Genomic DNA, 22,436 nt, shown 5'->3' with positions numbered 1-22,436 from the left:
TTGGCTTTCATCAAACCTGTTCAAATCACCAATGCGCTTCCTGCTATTGCTTCCAATATCGGTTTTTAATGGATTTACTGATTTGGTCTGCTGTCTTGGTTGCTGATTCGCTGTATAATCTTGCGCCTGTTTTATCCGGTAACTGAGACAATAGAGTGATGCAATGTCGATTGGGGTGTGGTGCTTGTTGTATAGCACCGTCGATCAGTAGCCCTATTCCCGGGATGCCGGATGGTAAGCCCGCTGGTGAACGATGCATTCAGTTGTCTGAAGACAATCTTTGTATGATCTTCGGCTGGCAAGACAGACCTGCGGTGTGCAGTGAATTTGACGCAACACCAGACGTTTGTGGTACAACCAATGATGAAGCCATGTGGCTGATTACTTCTCTGGAACAGGCAACCGGCAGCGGACAATAATATGCAACTGACCCGATATACCGATTACGGCTTAAGAACTCTGATGTATGTTGCGATGCAGCCTGAGCGAACTCAGCTGTTTCGTATTGCAGAGATCACAGAGGTTTTTGATTTGTCTGCCAATCATGTTTCCAAGGTGGTTCATCATCTAGGGAAACTTGGTTATCTGGAGACGATAAGAGGCAAGAGTGGTGGATTCCGTCTGGGTATACCAGCGCATAAAATTAATATCGGTACTGTAGTCCGTCAGCTTGAAAACTCGTTGGCACCGATCGACTGTCAGAAACCTTACTGTATTTTCACCCCGGCATGTCAGCTGAAAGGGGTGCTCTCCGAAGCTGTTAACGCTTATCTTGGGGTGCTGGATAAATACAATTTACAGGATGTTGTCAGCAACAGTGAGCAAATGAGAGCCTTGCTTCCTGGTATTCCGGTTAAAGTTGTACTTCAGAACTGAGTTTTTGTTTTCTGGCCAGCTCATAAGGCAGCAGTGCTGACGTGGGTACCAGATTAATACCCTCTTGCTCTAGCCTGGGCAGGTTTTCTCTTAAAAACCTGATTGTATCCGGGTGGGGGTGTGCGATGGCCACCAGATGTCCCAGCTGATGCGCCTTGGTTATCATTAATCTGAACTGTTGTTCCAGCGCGGCTTCTTTCGTGTCATTGTCCAGAAATAGCTGGCGTCTGAGCATAGGTACACCGATAAGATCTGCCTGCTTTCCTGCAGTGCTGTATTTAGTCGTGACACTGTCGACAAAATAGATTTGATGTTGCTTTAATGCCTCCATCACCCAATTCATTGGCTGCTCTATTTGAGTCAGCAAGCTGCCCATATGGTTATTTGCCCCTTTGGCAAAAGGGATGCTTGCTAGTGCAGCTGTGACCCGTTTTTTGACTTGAATTTCGTCCATTTGATTGGTCAGTCCGCCCGGCCCCAATCTCTTACCGTTTAGAGCCTGCATGGGCAGGTGTAACATAATCTCGTGGCCTTTGGCGTGAGCCTGCCTGGCGAGGTCTGCGCCTATTGGGGTATGGGGAAGGACTGATAGGGTAACGCCGGACGGCAAAGACAAAACCGCCTCATCAGTATGACGATAGCCAATATCATCGATGATAAGAGCAACCTGTGCCGCAGACACAGATGCTGTCCCTGACATCAGAAAAATCAGTAGGAATAAATAGCGCACTGAACCCGGATTTTAATGTTGTTGTGTTATCCAGCTGACGGCCTGTTTTAATTCAATGTCATCAACAATGTGACTGTCAGCCTGCCCTGCAGCGATTATATGCACATTGTTTTGTTCAGTAATACCCTCAGTGACAAATAATATGTCAGGTCGAATGCCTTTAGTGTGGATATTATTTCCATCAGGGGTTGTGTACCTGGCAATTGTCAGTTTCACCGCATTAACTGAGTAGAGCGTCGGAATAAGGCTTTGCACTGTCCCTTTTCCATAACTCTGTTGTCCCATCAGCGTCGCCCTGTGATTCTCATGGAGTGCTCCGGCAAGCACTTCTGCAGCAGAAGCCGAGCCTTTGTTGATTAAAACCAGCAAGGGAATATTCCCGGCCAGTACCTCCGGGGAAGCATAATAGTCGGAGTTGGCATCAAAAAAACGCCCCTGTGTGGAGACTATTTTACCCTGGTCGAGAAACAGATCGGCGATTTCGATAGCTTGCTCAAGCAACCCTCCTGGGTTATTGCGCAGATCCAGCACCAGTCCTTGCAGGGGCAGCGTTTGCCAGTGTTGCAATACTGTCCGCATTTCTGTCGCTGAGGTACGCTGAAATCCCGAAAGCCGGATGTAACCAATATTGTCGCCCAGCAATTGGCTGTGAACGGAATCAATGGAGATGATTTCCGGTCGCAGGGATACCCGATAGGTTTGACCATTGTCGTGTTGCAACGCCATGCGAATGCTGTTTTTGGCGATACTGGCAGTGCGTATCTCCTGAAGAATAACAGGCAACTGTGCAACGGTGACCGGTGTATCGTTGACACTCAATATGATATCGCCGGCTTTGATCCCAGCTCGCTCGGCCGGAGAGTGGGGAAATGGTGTGACAATTTTTACCCGTTGCTGCTCATGGGCAATTTCAAAGCCATATCCAAAATACTCGCCACGATTGGCTTCACGCAGAGTCAAAAGGTCTTCATGTTCGAGGAAATCAGAGTAGGGATCCAGTTTATTGAATATGCCCTCTATGGCTGCAGCTATCAGCTCATTACGGTCAATCTTATCGACATAATACGTTTCTACCGTCTCAATGACATCGATCAGCAGTGGGAAGTTGTAGTGGGTGGTTGGGGTGGCGTTTTCCTTGCCAGCCAGGGTTACGGATAACCCCAGCATGAGTCCTAATACGATACAGCTAAGATAACGAAGTATTGGTGACATGCAGGCCCCCTTTGAGTGATGAGGGCCTGTAGATCAGCGACAGTAATTTGCCGGATTAATCGCCTGCCCTTTATGCCTTATCTCAAAGTATAGACCCGGCTCTGTTTGGCCACCTGAGCGGCCCACCAATGCGATGGTATCGCCCGGACCCACTTGCTCTCCAACGGATTTCAGCAGGGCCTGCGCATGCCCATAGAGACTCATATAGCCTTTGCCATGATCGACGACCATGACCATGCCAAATCCCCTCAACCAATCGGCATAGATGATTTTTCCGGGGGCAACCGGTTTTACTTCGCGCCCTTCGGGTGCCGCCAGAATGACGCCTTTCCAGGTAACCCCTCCGGATCTCTGGCCGCCAAAACTGTGGCGAACATTGCCCTTTACCGGCCAGTTGAGTTTGCCACGGCTCCTGGCAAGACCGTCCATGCTGGCATTTTGTCGCGCGGCTTTTTCTGCCTGTTCCAGCACCCGTTTCAGGCTGGCTTCTTCGATTTGCAGTTGTTCGAGCTGCGCGCCCTTGTCCTGCAGGACACGCTGTAATTGAGCCAGTGTTTGTTCCCGCTGGATCTGCTCTTTGCTCAACTCATCGGCCTGTTGCTGTTGTTCCAGCATCAACCCATTGAGACGGGTTTTTCGTTCGTGCTCTTTCTGGGCGAGGGCCGTCAACTCTTCCATGGTCGCTTTCAGACTGTCGATAGCCTGAATTCTGGCCTGATTGAGGTACTGGTAATAGGCCAGCATACGTTCTATGGTGGCTGGATTTTGCTGGTTGAGCAGCATTTTGGTGTAGTCATGATTACCCGCAAGATAGGCGCTGGCCAACTGCTTTGACAGGGTATCCTGCTGGGATTTTCTGAGCTTGTTCAGCTGAACCTGACGATCCGCGATTTCCGCCAGCTCTTTGTCTACATTTGCCAATGCCTTTCGTGTCTCGTTGGCTTTTTGTGCGACTCTGGCAACGGCCTGTTCATCCTGCTTCAACAATGCCTGCAACTGTTCTCTTTGTTTACTGGTACTTTGCAAAGAGCTTTGTTGTTTGCTGATTTGTGACTGCAAACGCTTAAGCTCAGTCTGACGGTCCTTGAGGTCCGTCGCCTGCAGTTGATTGGAAAAGATGAGAAAGCCTGCCAGCAGGCAGGCTTTTAGCTGAACATGTTTAAACACTGGTTGTGGGTTACTCTTCAACAGTGATCAATGGCTGGCCTGTCATTTCGGCAGGTATGCTTTGCCCCATCAATGTCAGCATGGTCGGGGCGATATCACTCAAACGACCACCTTCTCTGAGCCGGGCTCTGCGGCCAACATAAATGAAAGGTACCAGTTCGCTGGTGTGGGCCGTATGTGGTTGTCCGGTCGAGGTATCGACCATCTGCTCCGCATTGCCATGGTCAGCGGTAATCAAACATTCACCGCCGACTTTCTGCAAGGCTTCGACTACCCGACCGATACTGGTATCTACGGCTTCACAGGCTTGGACTGCAGCTTCGAAATTACCTGTGTGGCCGACCATGTCGCCATTAGGATAGTTACAGATAATGACATCATACTTAGCCGATTCAATCGCTTCCACCAATTTATCGGTCAGCTCAACAGAACTCATCTCAGGTTGCAAATCATAGGTTGCGACCTTTGGGGAGTTGATGAGAATTCGCTCTTCACCCTCGAACGTTTGCTCTTTGCCACCGTTGAAGAAGAAGGTCACATGGGCATACTTTTCGGTTTCAGAAATACGCAACTGCGTCTTGCCGGTATTTTGCAGAACTTCACCCAGAGTGTTGGTCAACGCTGAGGGTGGAAAGGCTACCGGGGCATCAATATCTGCCGCGTATTCAGTCAGCATCACAAAGCTGGCTGAAGGATGAACTTTACGCGCGAAACCATCAAAATCCCGGTTGATGAAAGCACGGCTTATCTGACGTGCACGGTCGGCACGGAAATTCATGAATATCAGAGCATCGTTATCCTGCAGTGTGGCGGTATGCCCCTGAGCATCCACAATGGCAGATGCTGCGACAAACTCATCATTTTCATCTCTGTCATAGGCCGCCTGCAGTGCCGCTACCGCATTGTCATAGCTGTACTTGCCTTCGCCAAGCGTGATGAGGTTATAGGCCTGCTCCACACGATCCCAGCGATTGTCTCTGTCCATCGCATAATAGCGACCGATAACAGAAGCAATCCGGCCATGGCCCAACTCTCTGAACAGAGCGTTGAAATGCTCCAGACTGCCTTTGGCACTGCGTGGCGGAGTGTCCCGGCCATCAAGGAAGGCGTGCAGATAAACCCGGGTGGCACCGCGTTTTACGGCAAGGCGGCACATTGCCTCTAAATGCTCTTCGTGGCTGTGTACGCCGCCCGGCGACAACAGCCCCATAATGTGTACAGCGCCACCGGCTTTTATTGCCTCATCAATGGCTTTGCACAGTACCGGGTTGGTATCAAACTCACCGTCTTCAATGGCTTTGCCGATGCGGGTCAGCTCCTGATAAACGATGCGGCCTGAGCCGATATTGATATGCCCCACTTCGGAGTTACCCATTTGACCATCGGGTAGGCCAACATCAAGACCTGATCCTGAGATCAGCGTATGGGGGTAGTGTTGATACAGTTTATCCAACACGGGTGTATTGGCATGAAAGACCGCGTTCTGATGGGTATCTTCCCGGTATCCCCAACCATCGAGGATCAAGAGCGCCAGCGGACGTTTTGCTGCTGTCATTGAACTTCCTTACATAGGCTAAAGCGTGAAATTAAAGGCTGTTAAAACGGAAATTGCTCAAATACTACTATGGTTTGCCGGGTGGGCAAATGTTCCAGGGGCGATTGCTGTTATCGCACAGTGCCGCTGATGTCTGAATTGCGGTTGGTTGGCCCGTCAATCCTGCTTCGTCGAGTTACTTTGCTGCAATCTGACATGGCAGTAGGTATACTCTTGGCCTTTGAAATGTCTCTCGCCATTATTGAAGGCACTGAATCATGCAAGAATACATCGAGTTTTTTAAAGCTAATCCAATGCTGAGTCTGGCGTGGGTAGGTTTGTTGGTTGCCGTTATTGTGATGACGGTCAAGTCAGCTTTTTCCAAGGTAAAGAATATCGGTAATCAGGAGTTGTCTATTCTGGTCAACCGTGAAAATGCTCAGGTTGTTGATGTGCGCTCCAAAGAGGAGTTCAAAAAAGGGCATATTGTTGATGCGCTGAACGTGCCAATGGCTGATATCAAAAACAACCAGCTGTCTGTGCTTGAAAAGTACAAAACTACCCCCATTATTCTGGTATGCAACACCGGCATGACCTCATCTCAGGCTGCTCAGCTTTTGACAAAACAGGGATTTGAAAACCTGTTAAATCTGAAAGGCGGTATGGGTGACTGGCAGGCGGCAAATTTGCCTGTAAAGAAGAGCAAGCGATAAGGTTCGCTGACGGCCGTTTTGGCCGTCCTGCATAAAATGCAGTCGATTAAGGACCCAAGAGTGTTTTTTTGACTGATATACCGTTATAACCGGGAAGGAACTGGGAGAATACACTCCCCATGCCCAATAAGGCTTTTCCAGTAAAGCCCCAATCAAGAGAAGGATAGGTAGGAAATTATGGCTGAAGCAGTAAATAACGAACAACAAGCCCCTCAGTTCAACATTCAGCGCATCTTCACCAAAGATGTGTCTTTTGAAACACCTAACAGCCCTGCTGTATTCCAGAAAGAATGGAACCCTGAGGTTAAGCTGGATCTGGACACCCGCAGCAACAAACTGGCTGATGATGTATATGAAGTTATTCTGTCTCTGACAGTGACTGCACAAAACGGCGAGGAAACCGCTTTCCTGTGTGAAGTACAACAAGCCGGTATCTTCTCTATCTCTGGTTTGAGCGAGCCACAACTGGCCCACTCTTTGGGTGCATACTGCCCGAATATCCTGTTCCCTTATGCCCGCGAATTGGTAGGCAGCCTGGTGAACCGTGGTACATTCCCTCAGCTGAATCTGGCTCCTGTTAACTTTGATGCTCTGTTTGCCCAATATGTACAGCAGCGTCAGGCAGAAGCTCAGGCAGCACAATCTGCAGAAGCCAACGCGTAATTTTATGAACAACACTGCCGACATTACGGTACTGGGAGCGGGATCTTACGGCACCGCTCTTGCCATTTCTCTGGCCAGTAACGGTCACAACACTGTGCTGTGGGGGCATGAGCCCGAGCACATCGCTAATCTCAAGCGAGATGGTGAAAACCGGGAGTTTCTGCCGGGTATCAAACTGCCTGAACTGCTGACGCCCGAAGCCGATCTGGCCAAAGCGCTGGCGGCCAGTCGCAACGTTCTGGTCGTGGTTCCAAGTCACGTATTTGGGCTGGTACTGCGTCAGGCCAAGCCGCTGCTGCGCCCGGATGCCCGTATTGTGTGGGCCACTAAGGGGCTGGAGCCGGAAACCGGTCGTCTGTTGCAGGATGTGGCCCGCGATGAATTGGGTGAAGGTTACCCGTTGGCGGTGTTGTCCGGTCCGACTTTTGCCAAAGAGCTGGCCGCTGGGCTGCCAACGGCAATCTCAGTCGCCGGTACAGATCCGGCGTTTACCGAAGATCTGGTCGAGCTGCTGCACAGTCCAAAACGTCTGCGCGTATATGCCAACGATGATTTTATCGGCTTGCAGCTGGGTGGTGCCGTCAAAAACGTGATCGCTATTGGTGCCGGTATGTCTGACGGCATTGGTTTTGGTGCCAATGCCAGAACGGCACTTATCACCCGTGGGTTGGTCGAACTGTCCCGTTTGGGTGAGGCACTTGGTGCCAAAGGTGCCACCTTTATGGGTATGGCAGGTCTTGGGGATCTGGTGCTGACCTGTACCGATAACCAATCCCGCAACCGTCGCTTTGGTCTGGCATTGGGTAAGGGCAGTGATGTCGATACAGCCCAGGCAGAGATTGGCCAGGTGGTTGAAGGCTATCGTAACACCAAAGAGGTTTATACCCTGGCAGAGCGTCTGGGTGTTGAAATGCCGATTACCGAACAGATCTATCAGGTGCTGTACGAAGGCAAATCACCTTTTGATGCGGCAGCACAACTGTTGGCCCGTGAGAAAAAAGCTGAGTCTTCAGAGGCTTGAGTTGGTCGCGAAGCCAATGCAAAAGGGTGCTAAAATAGCACCCTTTTTTGTTCCCTTAATCCAGAGCAGAACCATGTCAGCAGTGCAAAAATTTGATGTCATTATTATTGGTGCCGGTGCGGCAGGGCTGATGTGTGCTCTGACTGCTGGTTATCGTGGTCGTAATGTATTGCTGCTGGACAACGCCAAACAGTTGGGGCGCAAGATTCTGATCAGCGGCGGTGGTCGCTGTAACTTTACCAACCAGAATATTGAGCCCGCTGCTTATCTTTGCCGCAACACTCATTTTGTTAAGTCAGCACTGGCCAGATACAGCCAGTGGGACTTTATTGGTATGGTCGAGCGTCATGGCATCGAGTATCACGAAAAAACGCTGGGTCAGCTGTTTTGCAATGAATCTGCCAAAGACATAGTTACTATGCTGACCACTGAATGTGAATGGGCCGGGGTTAAGATCCAGCTGCGCACCGAGATCCTGCAAATCAGCAAACAGCAGCAGGGATTTGGTTTGTCGACTGCTGAAGGCACTTATCAATGTGACTCGCTGGTCATTGCGACCGGGGGCCTGTCTATGCCCAAACTTGGCGCTACGCCTTTTGGTTACAAGGTTGCTGAGCAGTTTGGTTTGCAGGTCCTGCCTACCACTGCCGGCCTGGTGCCTTTCACGCTGCAGCCGGAAGATAAAGAGCGTTACGAGCAGTTGTCGGGCATTGCGCTGCCGGTTATTGCTACTGCTGAATGCGGCAAACAGTTTAAAGAGGCGATGCTGTTTACTCACAGAGGTCTGAGTGGCCCGGCAGTATTGCAGATTTCCTCATACTGGAAACCTGGGGAGAAAGTTGGTTTTAATTTGCTGCCAGAAACAAGTTTTGTTGATTGGTGCAACACAGTTACTCAGGAATCCCCAAAATTGTCATTCAAGAATGCGCTGAGTCGCCTGTTACCCAAGCGCTTTGTCGAACGCCTGGTCGAGCTGGGTGACCTGCCGGAGAAGAACCTCAATCAGTTGGGGAAAGGGGAAATCCAGCAAATAGCCGACTACCTGCACAACTGGCAGATTGCTCCCAATGGCACAGAAGGTTACCGCACGGCTGAAGTGACTCTGGGGGGGGTAGATACTGACGAGCTGTCCTCCAAGACCATGGAAGCGAAAAAGGTGCCTGGTCTGTATTTTATTGGTGAAGTCATGGACGTCAGTGGCTGGTTGGGAGGCTATAACTTCCAATGGGCCTGGAGCTCTGGTTATGCCGCCGGAGAGGTGGTTTAGCGGTTTTGGCCAGCCTGAGAACCGGTCTGAGAGTAACATCAAAGGGCCTTTGTGGGGCGCCTTTGGGGATCAGCCGGCACGTTCACTATAATCGTTGCGCGACATGGCAGACTGGTTCACTGGCCCGCGCAATCGCACTGGCAAATAATGCCGGTGCAGCGAAAAACGTCTCCGGCCAGAGCTGCTTAGGGTCATCGCCAGAGGTTTCATACAATTATTTGCGGGTCGGCCTTCTTGCCTTCAGTCTCCCTGACGTCACCATTCCTTACGCTGCAAATGCCGATCATTAATCATGGTAAACCCCATTAAATTCAATCTGTAAGAAATATTGCTGGCGCTGTGGTTAATGATGACCGTTGAGCAATGTCATTTTTCAGCTGCTCCATTCCATAGCCGATGAACAACACTGATGACAGTCAGGCTCTTGGCATCATTTGTTTCTGGTAACAGAGTTCGTGGCAATCACGGGGGCTTGCTGATGACCTTCGGCGACCCTGTTTGGCAGCTATCAGGGTTACCTCATTTCGCAACAATTAAATATTCAATCGCCTGCTGCGCCTTATTGGCTGTTTCCGGGGCTTGAAATGCCGGTGGCCTGAATGATGCAGATCTCCGGCTCTGATCGTACCAGTCACATTTTGTAAATCAGTGTAAATAAGGTATTTATATTACAAATATGGCAATAGCTTCGAAGAGTTTTCACTGATAAACGGGGACTCACTACTATGTTGCAGGCAATCAAGGCGATGAAGTCCCTCATCTTATCAGGCGTTGTTATCTTTGGTACGTCCTGCATTTCCAGCTCGGTGGCGGCTGACAGGGAGTGGCTGCTGGATGCTGCAGATGTCACCACCGTTAAGTTGAATGAAGTCATACACGAAGCCATTGTTTATTTGGGACATGGTACAAACCTGAACAGTGTTGCGACCATCACTTTGCCGGCTGGACGGTTTTATCTGGAGTCGAATCCTGATGCCGCCGGGACTTTACTGTTCAATGAGTTATATACAGGCAAGAGTGGGAAACTGGTGTTTCGGGGCCAGGGGAGAGGCAAAACAACATTGGTATTCAACGACTTCGAACAGGTTGCCCTGTTTGGCAAAATGGTCAATGGACTCACCTTGCAGGATATGCATTTTACCCGTGCGGCTTATTCAGCAACTCAGGGCAATGTAGTCAGCAGCAGACCAGGGGAAATCATCATTGATATCCATGATGGCTATCCATCACCGGAGTTTCTATGGCGATTCAGGGATTTGGGGCACTACCTGAGAAGGGCAACCAACAGTACGACTGAGCCACTCATTATTCAAACCAATAATGATCAGGTGAAATATGGCTATCGTGGCGGCTTAGCCTATCCCCCGCAGTTTGTTGATGGTAACAAGTGGCTGTTTTATCTCGCAGACGAGAAGCTGGATCTGGCCAGCAGAGGATATAAGCCGGGTGACTATGTCGCCATTAAAGCCAAGAAATCCGGCTTTCCCTATCAATTTCTGGGGGGAGAGCGTTTGACGATGGACAACGTCAAATGGACTCACAGTACCCGCGGTATTATCCGTGGAGCGACGGACAACGACGGCAATCAGGTTGCCTTTAACGACATCAGCATCAGTAATTGCCTGATTGCCACAACCAAAGGCATCGCCGGGCAGGCGCCGATTCTCTCTGCCAGCGGGGGCGGAATTCAGTTGAATCAGCCCGACGACCTGCCAATGAACAACATTTCCGTGTCGAATTGCCGGTTGGACTCTACCGGTGATGACAATCTTGCTTTATTCAACGTCAATAACGTCAGGCTGGAAAATATCAAAAGTATCAATGCATTTGCCCGCAGTATTCTGGTGACGACCAGGGCCCGTAATGTCTGCGCTGAAAATGTCAGCATCATCAACGGCGTGATCGAAGACGAAAATCATCAGGTGGTGACTATTGCCGGCTGTCATTGATACTGATGCCGCATAGTCCGGCGTCAATGATATGAAGCTGATTGCTGGCATGATTTCGCCGGCTCTTGCCGCAGGGAATTGGGCGAAAGTTATGTTGTTTGTTGAAGTGGTACGGGGACTGATCGCCATAAAGGCTGTCTGAGGTAGACCCTGAGTATTCCTGCATTATCAAAATTCAGAGGGATGAGTTGCATGAAGTCTGTGTTGGTTTGCTTGTGTCTGTTGTTCAGTACTGCCGCTGCTGCGGTAACGACAGAGGTCATTAATCTGCAGCCGGAAAAGGGTGACATGACCCCGGCACTGCGCCGGGCAATTGAAGCGGCAAAGAGTAAAAATATCCGTATTGTTCTGCAAAAAGGGACCTACAAATTTTTTCCTGATTATGCTTACTCGGCTTACCGGGTCATCACCAATCATGGCAACGGTCTGAAAAAATCTGCGTTTGTTTTCGATGGTTTTGATGCCGTTGAAATTGAAGGGAATGATGCTGAGCTGATATTCCACGGGCAGATGGCGCCATTCCAGTTTTATAACAGTAACAACATCAAGGTGAGAGATGTGTCTGTGGACTGGGATGTTCCTTTTACCTTTACCGCCGAAGTGACTGCCGTCAACCCGCAGCAGGGGTGGGTGGAATTGTTGCCGTTACCCGGACAGCAGGCCAGGGTTGCCAAAGGGCGGCTGTTGTTTCCTGATGTTGATGACTTCAATTATCCCTATCCGGGTTCGTCACTGTACTTTGATCCTGTCAACAAACGGGTGGTACACGGCGCCTGGGACTTCAGCAGCTTCCCATCCCGGGTGGAAAAACTCCCCGGTGGAAAAATCAGGCTGTATGAAGAGTTGAAGCAGTATCCGCAGGTCGGCTTTTGGTGGACATCCAAAGGCGACCGCGACAACGACAGGTATGCTCCAGCGTTTCAGGTGCGAAACTCAAATAACATTCTGCTCGATGGTGTCAAAGTGCATCATGCCCTGGGGATGGCCTTTTTGTTCGAACGCTCCAGAGATATCAGCATACTCAACAGTGCCGTGGTGCTGAAAGATGAAGAGCATGGCAACCGGGTGATAAGCAGTACTGCCGACGCTTCCCACTTTGCCAATTGTGGCGGTGATATTCTTATCGAAAACAGCCGGTTCGAGAATATGCTGGACGACGGTGTGAATGTCCACGGCACTTACGTGAAAGTCGATGCGATTCTTGACGACCACAGCGTCAGAGCTGAGCTGATGCATTTTGAGCAGCTGGGATTTGAGTTTGCAGGCGAAGGGGACGAGGTGTGGTTTATCCATAAGCCGGATGTCAGCCGCCAGCAAGTTGATAAAGTTGTTGGGGTCAAGCCGGTCAATGAGCAATATGTTGAGCTCACCTTCAGTCAGCCGTTGCCTGAATCGTTAAAGGTTGGCGATTTGCTGGAGAACAAAACCTGGAATCCGACATTCACGCTGAGAAACAGTCAGATTGGTGACCACAGGGCACGCAGTATCGTGCTGAAAACGCCAAAGAAGATAGTGATTGAGAACAACCGTTTCTATTCAATGATGTCCTGCGTGTTTTTGCGTGGGGAAAGCCACTACTGGTATGAGTCCGGCGCGGTTACCGATGTCACCATCCGCAACAACCGCTTTGAACATTGCGCCTATTCAGGCGGCGAACATGCCGTTTTGACGATCACGCCCAGACTGGGTAAAGGGTTTGATGCCCGGCAATTGTTCGACAGTAATATACAATTTGTCGATAACGACGTAATTACCTTCGATAACAGGGTGGTTTGGGCTGACCGAGTTAACAATATCAAGGTTGCGGGTAACCATATTCGTCACGTAACAGATGCCAGCCGTCCACCTCTGTATCCGGATGCGCCTGTGTTTGAGTTTTCCAACAGCCAGAACATTCAGCTCTATGGCAATGATTATGTCGGCGAGGCAAAGGAATTAATTCGTGCTGATGACGCCAGCAAGGCTTCTCTTAGCACCAAGGCTCCTGCCAACGGGAGTCAGCCGGCGGACTGACGCAGAGCTCGGGGGGAGGAACTCAGGTTCATGGTCATAGTTTGAAGTCATGGCCTGAAGCCCTGATTTGAAATAGCTGAAGGGGCAAATGGGGGCATTTGCCCCTTTATGTCTGTTCTCTTATGTCCGCTTTTTCATCCCCATCTGGCCTGTTTATTCAATACAGAATGAACCGGCTTGAGGTTATCTGTGTTGTCGCAAGATCAACACTTCCATGGCTGTCTGATTTGCGTTCAGTAGAAAGTCACGGACACATTCCTCTTGGTTTTCTGACGGGGGCAAAAAAGCCCGGGAGCGCTTATCACCCGCCCTGGCGACGCCTGCTTGGCAAGTTATGGCTCAGCTAGACTATACCAACTTCATTAATAGTTTGATCAATTCAGAGCGTGTCAGGGATTCTGATCCAAGGCGCATTGATTGACTAAGGGTGGTTCCCTTTGAGAGCAATGCAACACAGAAGCTGGATGCCTGACACGCTCACGCTGTGCGGGTTTCAATGCACTTGATACTGCGTTGAGCCGTCTTGACATAGCACCACTATGACTTTGCCTGCTCGCAAGCCACATGGATGTGGCGAATGTCATTAACGCAGGAGCGGTTAATGACCTTGTCTCAAGCGCATTGAACTCCCGCTGAAACAGATCAACTATTAAATGAAATTGGTATTATCCTTCGGTCAGGGGAGGTTGCCCAGAGCGACCGGCCTTGCGCTCAGATGGCCGGATGTGTCTTGGTAAAGAACCATCCACCACGGGATTTGCATCTGGTTTTCAAAGCGGAGGCGCTATTGCGCGTTTGAATGGGGCGATGATTGGTGGGGCGAACGCCTGATGATGGCCGGAGTATTCGGGAGAAACAGTCACTGATGGTCACCCTTTGGTGCGGGGAGCGCTTTAACAAACGCGCTTCAGCGCCGGATATACCTGTTGAATCCTGTTAGAAAGCTGGCTCCCGCAGGAGCCAGCCGTTTTATTACCGACTGATGGTATTGCTGTTCTCGGTAATGCTGGTGGACAAAGAGGTGGTTCCGACAAACGGCAGGTTAGGCTTGATGTCGTTGATCGAGCTGTTATTGCGGACTTTGACGTTGTTCACTGCATCGACCCCAACAATATTGCGCTGTGTGATGTAACCCGCTGATACCCTGGTATCGAACTGGTTGTCATCAATAGTGATATTGCGGGCGCTGGTGACTGAAATTGCCTGTGATACCCAGTTTTTGAAGGTGTTTTGCAGGATATTCACCACGTAAATCACTTTGTTTTCACTCAGGGCATTGTTTCCCTGAATATATAACGCGATTTGCCCCGGGGTTTCATAGTCTGCTGCCAGCATGCCTGCGTTGAAACTATTGCGCTCAAACAGGTTGTTGGTGATATCAACATGATGGCCTATATAACCTTCACTGAAATTACCGTCGGTACCATTTTCGGTATTGATGGCAATGCCGTTACCGCTGTTGAACTTAATATTATTGTTGGTGATCAGCACATTGGGATGGCGGATCAGCAAGCCATGCCGGCGACTTTTCAGGAAGCTGCTGTTTTTAATCACCGCACCTTCAAATGAGAAGTTCTGCATCCAGATGTCATCAGACTGACCAAAAGATGAGGGTATATCTCCGTTAAAACTCAGGGTCACTGTATTGTCAACGCGGGAGATGGCTGTAATCTGCCTGCGGGCCAGAATTTCTGCATTAATGGAGTCGAAGAAGTGCACCTGATCGCCAACCTGATAAGCATTCAGCCCGGAGTTGTAGCGCACCTTGATACTGCTGGATGACAGCCATTCGAGCACATTGACGGCGCTGGATTGAGACATGTTGAGCATGTCATCGCCTATGCTCTCCATATACGCATTGTCGATATAAATGCGGCGGTTGGTTTTCAGGTGAAAGCCATCTGCATTGGTCGCATAGTAACGGCCCTGTCCGGGGTTCACAGTAATGTTTTCAAATGTCAGCGAGTGATTGCCTGCGCAGTTGAAGGTCCCGGCCGATGACGCATGAATCGTTACGTCTTTCACATAAGCCGTGTGGTTGGCATGCAGACGAATGCTGGTGCTGCCATTGACTCTGGCGGTGCGGAAGAACAAACCGCCCTGGGTGACCCCCTGGATCAGACGTGACTGTGGAAACTTAACGCGGTAGCGGTTGTTGCCAAGTGCAGTGACATCGCTGACGGCGCTGGTGATGTTGCTGTTGTTGAGTATTTTGCCCTTTAAGTTGGCATGTTGACTGCCACTGTCCAGAAAGAATCCATAGTTGGAGGAGGTTTCACTGAACGCCGACGCATTCGGAGCCAATGATTTTGAGTCTGCTAGCCAGGTTACATCAATGCTGTTGTTGCTGGTGTTTATTGAATCAATACGAGACACCGAATTGGGTTGAGTCTCCAGATCCAGCGTTACGCCGCTGATCAACACTTTGTTGAAGTCTTCAAACTGGAAAAAACCCTTGTTGATGCTGCTCGACACCAATACGGTGCCATTACCCTTGATCCAGAGCTTCTTGTCCGGGCCGGAGCGGGAGAAGAAGTAAATGTCGCTGGTGTCTGAGTTGGCTAAATTATAGGTCCCGGCATCAAATGTGAGCGAGACAGGTTGGGACGAGCTAGAGAGCGACAGGGCATAGTTCAGCGCCTGAGTGATGGCGGTATAGTCACTGATACCATCATTGGGCGTGGCACCATAGTCCCGAACATTGATGTTGGTGATGGAGCCACTGAATTCGCTGATATCGCCTTTACTGACAGGTTCCGCAGCAAACGCAGTTAATTGGGATACAAACAATATTCCCACGACTATTGGAATGATTTTTTTCATCGCGAAAACTCTTGGTTATTGATAGTTGTTGGCAGAGCCAATTACCGAAGTTCCACGAATCCTCCATAATAAGCAATATAAATATTACAAATAAAAGACGGATAAAATTAAGCTGATGATTTCAAAAGAAAGCTGTTTTTTTGGGATTTATTGCTGTCTTGTGGTTGTTTGGCAGCAGGCATCTGCTGCAGATGATTTTGGGGCATCTGGGTGCGGTGAGCTGAAGATGGGGATGGTTGGGCGTCGGATTTGATGCTGGCAGACAGCGGTAAGCTGGCGGATTGTCGGGAGGCAAAGGCCGCGCCATAAGCGGGTGGCGCGGCCAATCGGGTCGTCAGTTAATGGCCATCGAGATAAAGTAGCCGGTCACTGTCGCCACCGTCACTCCGATAAAGCCGGGGATCAGGAAGCTGTGGTTCAGAATGTACTTGCCAATTCGGGTGGTGCCGGTGCGGTCAAAGCTGATAGCTGCCAGATCGCTGGGGTAGAAGGGGAAGAAGAAATAGGCATAACAGGCTGGCAATACGCCAATCAGCACATAAGGCGGGATCCCCAGTGAGAAGCCCAGCGGCAGCATAATGGTCAGTACCGCGGCCTGACTCTTGAGGAAGGCCGACACCACAAACATGGCGATGGCAAAACTCCAGGGATACAGGTTCACCATGTCACTGATCTGGCTGACCAGATAGGATTTATGATGACCGATAATGGTGTCGCTGAGCCAGGCAATACCAAAGATGATCACCACGGCGGTCATCCCCGCAGTAAACACATTGCTGGTGACAATTTTCTTGGGGTCGATATTGGTGACCAGCAGGATAACCCCGCCAACCGCCAGCATCAGAAACTGAATCGCCTTGGACATGCCGACCTTTTCCGGCAGCAGCACATCACCGAACATGGCCACCAGAATCACCATCAGAATACCCAGTAGAAATACTGTCAGGCCCCGACTGGCGGTTGGGTCTTTACCATCTTCTGAGGGAGACTGGGCATCGGCATCGACCAGTGAAGCCCTGAACTCCGGGTCCTGCAGTCTTGCCTGAAATTCCGGGTCCTTATCCAGATCTTTGCCGCGCTTCAGACTCCAGGCGCAGGCAACCAGAACCCCGGTCAGTGTGGCAGGAATTGTCACCAGCAGAATGCTGATGAGACTCAGCTCCAGGCCATTCTCCATAGAGGTCGCAATCACCACGGCCGCGGCTGCAGCGATAGGGCTTGCAGTAATCCCCATCTGTGAAGCAACAGTGGCGATTGCCATGGGGCGCTCGGGGCGAATGCCTTTCTTGTATGCAACGTCGTAAATCACCGGCAACAGCGGGTAGACGGAGTGACCTGTGCCAACCAGCACGGTCAGAAAGTAGGTACAAAGTGGACCGAGAAAGACGATATGGTCGGGGTGTTTGCGCAGCAGCTTTTCGGCAAATTTCACCAGCAACTTAAGGCCGCCGGTGGCTTCCAGGGTGGCTGATGCTGCGACCACCGCCAGAATAATCAGCATAACTGTCACCGGTGGTGAACCCGGCGCTATGCCAAAGACAAAGGCCATTATCGACACACCCAAACCGCCGAACAGGCCGAATGCGACTCCTCCATAGCGGATACCAATAAAGATCACCGCCAACAACAACAGCATATGGACATAGAACATGGCTGATTCTCCCTGTTTCAGCTCGGTTTTTTAAGAGCAGGGCATCAGAGCTGACCTGCAATGCAGTTATAGCCAAGGATGGCATCCGGAAAAGGGCGACGGATCACAGCTGGTGATATAAAGAAGTGCTGAAAAATGCATTTGTGACAATGGGTTGGCTAAAGCCGTTTTTGTGAGCTGCGGCAACTCATCGGCTTGAATGTCACAGGCTGACTGCGGCTAACCTGCTGGTAGCCAGCGTAATTGAATAGTTGAGCTGTTTCAGCGGGAGTTCAATGCGCTTGAGACGGCTGAGCACAGTATCAGGTGCATTGAACCCAGCACTGCATGAGCGTGTCAGGCATCCTGCTTCTGTGTTGCATTGCCCTCAAAGGGAGCCACTCTTAGTCAATCAATGCGCCTTGAATCACAATCCCTGACGCGCTCTGAATTGATCAAACTATTAATGAAGTTGGTATAAAGGGTCACCGCCGGTGGCGGCCTCACTGCTCATCCCGGCAATCGCAGGCGGTTTTACTGGAGAAAAATGAGCAGTTGTGTTTTATTCCTGTCCTTAATGCGTAATTCAGTCAAAGGACAGCAATCATGGCTAAAGCCAAAATCGGTATCGTTACCGTCAGCGACCGCGCCAGCGCCGGTGTTTATGAAGATATTTCCGGAAAGGCCATTATTGAAACCCTCAACGAATATCTGATTTCAGAGTGGGAGCCCGTGTATGAGGTGATCCCGGACGAGCAGGATGTGATTGAGGCCACGCTGATCACCATGGCTGACGATTTGAACTGTAGCCTGATTGTGACCACAGGTGGCACGGGACCTGCCAAACGCGATGTGACACCTGAGGCGACTGAGGCTGTATGTGATCGCATGATGCCCGGCTTTGGTGAACTGATGCGCGCCGAGTCGCTCAAGTTCGTACCTACTGCCATCCTTTCCCGTCAGACCGCCGGTCTGCGTGGCGACAGTCTGATCGTGAACCTGCCGGGCAAGCCCAAGTCGATCCGTGAATGTCTGGATGCCGTATTTCCGGCGATACCTTACTGTATCGATCTGATGGAAGGGCCTTATCTGGAATGTAACGAAGCGGTCATCAAGCCGTTTCGCCCAAAGGCCAAGTGAGCCTTTTAAAATTTCATCTTTCTAGCCCGAGATGAAACTCAGGAGCATCCATCAATAATGGATGCTCTTTTTTGTTTACGGACAGCAGTCCCTGTTGCAGAAGCGCCACGCCGAAATACCGGTGGCCAGCATCAGCACCGGGATAGCCACCATGTGGGCGAAGACATTGGGCTCAATATGCAGATGCAGCCACAGCAGCAGGCTCCAGCTGATGGCCAGATAGCCCAAGGCGATGAGTTTTCGTTGGGGTTGAGACAGCATCCTGTAGCTCCTGTATGTCTGACTGGGAACAGTTTAAAAACTGGACAGGCACTGCGTGAGTGTCATTATTGACAATATTTGGTCATAAAGTGACATTTAGGGCTTGGCAATGAAGAAGATCATGATTCTGGCGGCGGGTAACGTGGTGGCCAGTGGCATCAGCAGCCTGCTGGATGTGTTCAGCTTCTGTAATCTCTACTGGCAACGGCAGGAACCTGCCGCTCAACATGAGTTATTTCATGTGCATCTGATCAGCCCTGATGGTCAGGCGGTGAGCACCAATCAGGGCTTTGCCCTGCCGGCACGGGCAATCGATGAAGTTGATTTGCTGCAGGCTGATGCGGTGCTGCTGGCGTCGGCCTTTGTCACCAATGAGATTGGGCTGGCTGAATTTGAACAGGCTTTTGCGCCCTTTGTTGAACCTCTCAAGCGCTATGCCCGCACCGGCAAGCCGATAGCCGCCTATTGCTCAGGTACTCTGGTGCTGGCAGCCACGGGCTTGCTGGATGGCGTGCGCGCGACGACTGTCTGGTGGTTGTCTGAACTGTTTCGCCGGCGCTTTCCCAGAGCTGAATTGTGTATGGATTCGCTGGTCGTTGCAGATGGCCAGTTTCATACCGCCGGGGCGACCAGTGCCTGTCTGAGTCTGGCGCTGCATATGGTGGAAATGCTCGTCGGAGTGCAGGTGGCCCATCAATTGTCGAAAGTGCTGCTGGTGGCGCCCAATCGCAGTTCCCAGCAGCCTTTTATGACCATGTCGTTCCAGCTGAATCAACATCAGGACAGTCAGGTGCGTGCGGCGCAGGAGTGGATGCAGCAAAACCTGGCTGCCTCGTTGAGTTTGGATGAGCTGGCGGCCCAATTTGCCTTGGGTAAACGCACCCTGATTCGCCGCTTTAAACTGGCATTGAATGAAACGCCCGGCAGCTACTGGCAAAAACTGCGCATCGATGAAGCCAAGCGGCTGCTGGAAACCACTGATATGGCACTGGAGCAGATTATTGAGCGGGTCGGCTATGGTGACAGCAGTTCGTTCCGCAAACTGTTTTTACAGCAAACCTCTTTATCCCCCCGGGCCTATCGCATCAAATTCAACAGCCACAGCTGTTGTTGATTGTTAATGCGAACAAAGCGCAGCCCGGGCCGCACTTTGTTCACTGACGAGTGCTCACTGATGAGTTCCCAGGGATAAGCCGTTATCGTGACGTTATCCTTAGCTGGTGGTTATTTGAGGTTTTTTATCTGTTGACCCAGCTGATAGGCCGGGTCTATGACGATTTTCTCCAGCGTGGCGATGCGCGCTTTAAGCTGGGCGTTTTCAGATGTCAGTTGCTCAACCTGTGTCTTATCTGCCTTGCCAATGCCTGATCTGGTGTAAGCGTTGCGGCTCTTCATCCAGATTTTGAACATCTCAGATGCTGACACACAGATGACAAATACAGTGATAACCGTCATCAGTGCATAATCGTTTTCCATATCAAACCTCCATGTTTAAGGGGATCCCGGCAACGCCGGGATGTTCGCAATCACAAATCCAATTACAAACCTAATTACAAATTCAATCACAAACCAAAGACCACTTTCTCACTCTTGAGCATACGCTCCAGCCCCAGCGCCATCACCAGCGCGATCAGCAGCGTTGAGGCTGACGAGATCAACAACTGCAGCATGGGAATTTCCCGGCCTTTGACAAAGGCCATCAATGCCTGTTGCTGGCCGGAAACCGGCAGCCACTGCAAAGTGTCCGGCGCGATTTCGTAACTGGCCATCATCGAAATCCCCATGGGGATGATCAGCACTATGGTCAGGTAGGACTGGGCTTCTTTGAAGGTCTTGGCCATAAAGGACACGAAGATTTGCAGACTGGCAGCCATCAGTGCCACAGGAGTGCCGACCAGCAACATCAGCAACATAAACTCAGGTGAGATATGAATGCTGAAGCCCAGTTCCTGCCAGGGTACTAAGGTATAGGCAAACTTGGACACCAGCAGAATAAGCGCCAGCCCCAGCAGGGCAAACAGGGTGACCGCAAGGATTTTGGCGCTCACCAGTTCGCGGGTCGACACTGGATGGCTGAGCAGCAGTGCCAGTGAATTGCGCTCGCGCTCACCGGCGCTGGTGTCGATGGCCAGATTCATGCCTGAAATAAACACCGCATAGATCATGGTGAAAATGGCCACACCCAGAATAAAGCCGCCGCGGGAGGTGGCGGTGGATTGATCTTCTACCCTGAGTTTAATCGGCTGCACCACGCGGGGATCGATACCGCGGGCCAGCAGCCTGAGACTGCCGACTTCCATACTGTAGCTTTGCAATTGCTGCTCGAGGCGGCGAATTGATTTCTGCAGCTTTTCGTTGGATTTGTCAGCTTCCAGAATCACTTCCGCCTGCTGTCCCTTGCTCATCTGCGTCGGGTATTGCTCGGTAATGGTCAGGCTAATCGCCTTGAGATCCGCATCGTCCTGGTCGCCGTGCAGCACCCCTTTGTTGGCCAGATAACGCACCAGATCCGGCGCATATTGCTGGTTATTGATGGTGATCTTCATGTCTTCCGGGCTGGTCAACTGACCGATCAGCACGAAAAACAGACCACACATAATCAATGGCGTGCCTATGGCGTAATAAAGCCCGGCCATCACTGAGCGTTTGTCGCGGGCGGCGTCCAGTAACTCTTTGCGCACCAGGGTAATTATCTTGCTCATCATGCTGCTATCCCCTCGTCAGTGCCGATCAGTTGAATAAAGGCTTCTTCCAGTGAGTCGTGGCCGGTCTGGGCACACAGATCGGCTGGGCTGCCCACGGCAACGACCTTACCGGCGGCCATGACAATAACCTGATCACACAGCGCGGCCACCTCCTGCATAACATGGCTGGAAAACAGCACGCAGTGGCCCTGATCCCGCAAATCCTTGAGCATGCCGCGCAGCACCCGGGTGCTCATTACATCCAGTCCGCGGGTCGGTTCATCCAGAATGATGTTGCGGGGGCGATGCACTATGGCCTGCGCCAATGCGGTTTTCATTCGTTGCCCCTGGGAAAATCCCTTACAGCGACGATCGGCAATGTCATCCAGTTTGAGATCCAGGATGACTTTGTCGGTGGCGGCTTTGGCCTGCTCCCGAGCAAGCCCGGAGAGCTCGGCAAAGAAGCGGATGTATTCTCTGGGGGTCAGCCGTTCATACAAACCGAAAGGATCCGGGAACAGTCCCAATTGTTGTTTGGCGGCGGTGGGGTTAAGGGCGACGTCTATGCCTTCCACCTCGGCGTTGCCGCTGTCGGGTTTGAGCAAGCCAAACACAGTGCGCAGGCAGGTTGTTTTGCCCGCGCCGTTGGGGCCAAGCAGACCGGTGATCTGGCCGTCCCGGGCGGTGAAACTCAGGCCGTTGAGCGCCTGAACATCACCAATTCGTTTATACAGGTCGTTTACGCTGATCATG

The 22,436-nt window shown here is 51.0% G+C and carries 21 protein-coding genes; 10 read left to right on the top strand and 11 right to left on the bottom strand.

Going from position 1 to position 22,436, the window contains the following annotated elements:
- On the bottom strand, positions 1–198 hold a 198-nt coding region (locus ACRRUX_RS05140), incomplete at its 3' end, for a hypothetical protein (RefSeq protein WP_432527865.1).
- On the opposite strand from ACRRUX_RS05140, the gene ACRRUX_RS05135 reads away from it, so the two are divergent.
- Together ACRRUX_RS05135 and ACRRUX_RS05130 are read left to right on the top strand one after the other, a co-directional pair.
- Positions 159–419 carry a YkgJ family cysteine cluster protein gene (locus ACRRUX_RS05135; RefSeq protein WP_432527863.1) on the top strand — a complete coding sequence of 87 codons (261 nt, stop codon included), beginning with the start codon at positions 159–161 and terminating at the stop codon, positions 417–419. The two genes, ACRRUX_RS05140 and ACRRUX_RS05135, sit on opposite strands and share 40 nt — an antisense overlap.
- Position 420: 1 nt before the next feature.
- The gene (locus ACRRUX_RS05130; RefSeq protein ID WP_432527835.1) at positions 421–876 is read left to right on the top strand and encodes an Rrf2 family transcriptional regulator; all 456 of its coding nucleotides are present in this window, start codon (positions 421–423) and stop codon (positions 874–876) included.
- On the opposite strand, the gene ACRRUX_RS05125 is transcribed toward ACRRUX_RS05130, so the two are convergent.
- Genes ACRRUX_RS05125 through gpmM form a run of 4 tightly spaced genes read right to left on the bottom strand, consistent with a single transcriptional unit; the run spans position 854 to position 5,540 of the window.
- A complete protein-coding gene (locus tag ACRRUX_RS05125; protein ID WP_432527833.1) occupies positions 854–1,606 on the bottom strand; it encodes a divergent polysaccharide deacetylase family protein in 753 nt (250 codons plus the stop codon). The two genes, ACRRUX_RS05130 and ACRRUX_RS05125, sit on opposite strands and share 23 nt — an antisense overlap.
- A gap of 12 nt (positions 1,607–1,618) precedes the next feature.
- Positions 1,619–2,818: a S41 family peptidase gene (locus tag ACRRUX_RS05120; RefSeq protein ID WP_432527831.1), complete on the bottom strand. Its 1,200-nt coding sequence runs from the start codon at positions 2,816–2,818 to the stop codon at positions 1,619–1,621.
- 33 nt (positions 2,819–2,851) lie between these two features.
- On the bottom strand, positions 2,852–3,985 hold the full coding sequence (locus tag ACRRUX_RS05115) for a murein hydrolase activator EnvC family protein (protein ID WP_432527829.1): 1,134 nt from the start codon (positions 3,983–3,985) through the stop codon (positions 2,852–2,854).
- Between the two features lie 10 nt (positions 3,986–3,995).
- The gene (gene gpmM / locus ACRRUX_RS05110) at positions 3,996–5,540 is read right to left on the bottom strand and encodes a 2,3-bisphosphoglycerate-independent phosphoglycerate mutase (RefSeq protein ID WP_432527827.1); all 1,545 of its coding nucleotides are present in this window, start codon (positions 5,538–5,540) and stop codon (positions 3,996–3,998) included.
- A gap of 257 nt (positions 5,541–5,797) precedes the next feature.
- On the opposite strand from gpmM, the gene ACRRUX_RS05105 reads away from it, so the two are divergent.
- The 6 genes from ACRRUX_RS05105 (at position 5,798) to ACRRUX_RS05080 (ending at position 13,145) form a co-directional block, all read left to right on the top strand.
- Positions 5,798–6,232 carry a rhodanese-like domain-containing protein gene (locus ACRRUX_RS05105; protein WP_432527825.1) on the top strand — a complete coding sequence of 145 codons (435 nt, stop codon included), beginning with the start codon at positions 5,798–5,800 and terminating at the stop codon, positions 6,230–6,232.
- A 177-nt stretch (positions 6,233–6,409) separates the two neighbouring features.
- Positions 6,410–6,895: a protein-export chaperone SecB gene (gene secB / locus ACRRUX_RS05100; protein ID WP_432527823.1), complete on the top strand. Its 486-nt coding sequence runs from the start codon at positions 6,410–6,412 to the stop codon at positions 6,893–6,895.
- Between the two features lie 4 nt (positions 6,896–6,899).
- Positions 6,900–7,916, top strand: a complete 1,017-nt coding sequence (gpsA, locus tag ACRRUX_RS05095; RefSeq protein WP_432527821.1) for an NAD(P)H-dependent glycerol-3-phosphate dehydrogenase — start codon at positions 6,900–6,902, stop codon at positions 7,914–7,916.
- A gap of 82 nt (positions 7,917–7,998) precedes the next feature.
- Complete coding sequence (locus ACRRUX_RS05090; RefSeq protein ID WP_432527861.1) at positions 7,999–9,183, top strand: NAD(P)/FAD-dependent oxidoreductase; 1,185 nt, start codon at positions 7,999–8,001, stop codon at positions 9,181–9,183.
- A 746-nt stretch (positions 9,184–9,929) separates the two neighbouring features.
- Positions 9,930–11,132, top strand: coding sequence for a hypothetical protein (locus ACRRUX_RS05085; RefSeq protein WP_432527819.1), 1,203 nt, complete (start codon positions 9,930–9,932; stop codon positions 11,130–11,132).
- 192 nt (positions 11,133–11,324) lie between these two features.
- Positions 11,325–13,145 (top strand): alpha-1,3-galactosidase-related protein, encoded by a 1,821-nt coding sequence (locus tag ACRRUX_RS05080; protein WP_432527817.1) that lies wholly within the window; start codon positions 11,325–11,327, stop codon positions 13,143–13,145.
- A gap of 972 nt (positions 13,146–14,117) precedes the next feature.
- Here the strand turns inward: ACRRUX_RS05080 and ACRRUX_RS05075 are convergent.
- Positions 14,118–15,968 (bottom strand): hypothetical protein, encoded by a 1,851-nt coding sequence (locus ACRRUX_RS05075; protein ID WP_432527815.1) that lies wholly within the window; start codon positions 15,966–15,968, stop codon positions 14,118–14,120.
- 334 nt (positions 15,969–16,302) lie between these two features.
- Complete coding sequence (locus tag ACRRUX_RS05070) at positions 16,303–17,619, bottom strand: anaerobic C4-dicarboxylate transporter (RefSeq protein ID WP_432527813.1); 1,317 nt, start codon at positions 17,617–17,619, stop codon at positions 16,303–16,305.
- 585 nt (positions 17,620–18,204) lie between these two features.
- Here ACRRUX_RS05070 and mog point away from each other — a divergent pair.
- Entirely contained in the window at positions 18,205–18,738 is a 534-nt protein-coding gene (gene mog, locus ACRRUX_RS05065; RefSeq protein WP_432527811.1) for a molybdopterin adenylyltransferase, read from the top strand.
- Between the two features lie 75 nt (positions 18,739–18,813).
- Here mog and ACRRUX_RS05060 read toward each other — a convergent pair whose 3' ends face one another.
- Complete coding sequence (locus ACRRUX_RS05060) at positions 18,814–18,999, bottom strand: hypothetical protein (protein WP_432527809.1); 186 nt, start codon at positions 18,997–18,999, stop codon at positions 18,814–18,816.
- Positions 19,000–19,108: 109 nt separating this feature from the next.
- On the opposite strand from ACRRUX_RS05060, the gene ACRRUX_RS05055 reads away from it, so the two are divergent.
- The gene (locus ACRRUX_RS05055; protein WP_432527807.1) at positions 19,109–20,113 is read left to right on the top strand and encodes a GlxA family transcriptional regulator; all 1,005 of its coding nucleotides are present in this window, start codon (positions 19,109–19,111) and stop codon (positions 20,111–20,113) included.
- Between the two features lie 110 nt (positions 20,114–20,223).
- Here ACRRUX_RS05055 and ACRRUX_RS05050 read toward each other — a convergent pair whose 3' ends face one another.
- The 3 genes from ACRRUX_RS05050 to ACRRUX_RS05040 all read right to left on the bottom strand — a co-directional run bounded on the left by ACRRUX_RS05050 (position 20,224) and on the right by ACRRUX_RS05040 (position 22,435).
- Entirely contained in the window at positions 20,224–20,475 is a 252-nt protein-coding gene (locus ACRRUX_RS05050; RefSeq protein ID WP_432527805.1) for a hypothetical protein, read from the bottom strand.
- Positions 20,476–20,561: 86 nt separating this feature from the next.
- Positions 20,562–21,701, bottom strand: coding sequence for an ABC transporter permease (locus tag ACRRUX_RS05045; RefSeq protein ID WP_432527859.1), 1,140 nt, complete (start codon positions 21,699–21,701; stop codon positions 20,562–20,564).
- Positions 21,701–22,435: an ABC transporter ATP-binding protein gene (locus ACRRUX_RS05040; protein WP_432527803.1), complete on the bottom strand. Its 735-nt coding sequence runs from the start codon at positions 22,433–22,435 to the stop codon at positions 21,701–21,703. The genes ACRRUX_RS05045 and ACRRUX_RS05040 overlap by 1 nt, the downstream gene beginning before the upstream one ends.
- Position 22,436 lies beyond the last annotated feature (1 nt).

The sequence above is a fragment of the Shewanella sp. GXUN23E genome (assembly GCF_050865035.1).
Classification (GTDB): domain Bacteria; phylum Pseudomonadota; class Gammaproteobacteria; order Enterobacterales; family Shewanellaceae; genus Shewanella.
The sequence above is the reverse complement of the archived record's forward strand: the minus strand, read 5'-3'. Positions and strand labels throughout refer to the sequence as shown.